This window comes from Elstera litoralis (assembly GCF_000963705.1).
Taxonomy (GTDB): Bacteria; Pseudomonadota; Alphaproteobacteria; order Elsterales; family Elsteraceae; genus Elstera; species Elstera litoralis.
Genome location: NZ_LAJY01000882.1, coordinates 1 through 1,415, shown reverse-complemented (window position 1 = coordinate 1,415; position 1,415 = coordinate 1). Strand labels below are relative to the sequence as shown.

The 1,415-nt window shown below is 49.8% G+C and carries 1 protein-coding gene; it reads left to right on the top strand.

The window, feature by feature from the left end:
- A partial coding sequence (locus VZ95_RS20495) for a flagellin (protein ID WP_045777507.1) occupies positions 1 to 1,001 on the top strand: 1,001 nt, incomplete at its 5' end.
- Between the last annotated feature and the right edge of the window lie 414 nt (positions 1,002 to 1,415).

Below are 1,415 nucleotides of genomic sequence, written 5' to 3'. Positions count from 1 at the left end.
GCACTAATGGTGCCCGGGGCCGGATCATCTATCATTCCGCCACAACGGGGGGCGCGGAGACGGTTCGGGCTTATATTGAGCCGCTGAACGAGATCGCATTCTTGCCGAACGATAGTCTCATCATGAAGGACCTGACGCAGGTTGGGTCAAATTATGTTGAAGACACGCCGATCGCGCCTGCGGCCAACCGCACCTATACAATGATTGGCGGTTTGCGTAATGCCAATATCGACACCCAGTCAGTTCAGATCAGTGGTGCCTTGCCGACAGCAATTCGGCCGGGCACGGTTTTGGAAATCAATGGGGAGCGTTTTAACGTTGCCGAAATTGAAACCTACTCAGATGCAACCGTTAACCCTGTCTTAAAGCTGCGTCCCCTGAGTACAACTACACTGGCCGCAACGGCTGGTCCTGCACGGGTGATTAGCATTGTAAACCCCCAAACCGGCGTGATTAGCCCGTCAGGGGTAAGCACCCGCTTAGGTCCAGATGGTGTTGAGTCGATCGGGCGTCCGGCAGACTATCAAACGAATCAGGGCGCTGGGGTAGGTAGCACCGGCTATTATACAAATACTCAAGCTGCCCGTGAAATCTTTAATCCCCAAAAAGTCCAAGTAACGGATAATGCAACCGTTGATTATGGCATGACTGCGGACAAAGCGGGTTTCGCACGACTTATCTATACGCTTAACTTTCTGCAGCAGCAAACTTCGCCCCTGAGCAAAGAAGATGTTGCCGCTGCCAACAAAATACTTCTTGAAGCCCGTACGCAGATCACCAGTCTGCGCGCAAGCTCGGGCATCAACCAAAAGACCCTTGTGGGTATCACAGAACAAAACAGTCTGCAAAAATCGATCGCGAATAATAACTTCGATGATCTGGCCAAGCAGGATAAGACGGAAGCGATTGCGACCTTGACGAGCCTTCAGACCATTCTGGAAGCCTCGTATAATTCCTTCGCACGTATTCAGGACCTGAACCTGCAAAGCTTCCTGCGGTAGCTAGTCAATCGCTGCGGATGGCTACGGCCTCTCAGAACAGCGATATTTCAAGGGCTTCTCGGCGTTCCCGAGAAGCCCTTAGCTATCTGTCGTTACCGGAGCCCTCAAAAGGCGTTCCCTCCCCATTGGGAGTGCTGGACTCAACACCCTTCCTTCCTATGAATATCTCTTTGGAGATTCATAAAAATTTGTGCGTTCTTAAGATTTTTAATTAGGTCATAACACCTGACATATTTATCAGGTCGACCTTTTGAAAGAATGTGTTAGGTTGAAGTAATGTCGATCTTTCTCTGCTGACACCTGAATATCAATGCTGCGCCGCGCAAAATCCGTCGATATTCCCTTCATGATTACAGGCTATGAAATAGGCCTGCGTGATGGCAATTTCTCAAAATCAAGCATGCAAATAAATGC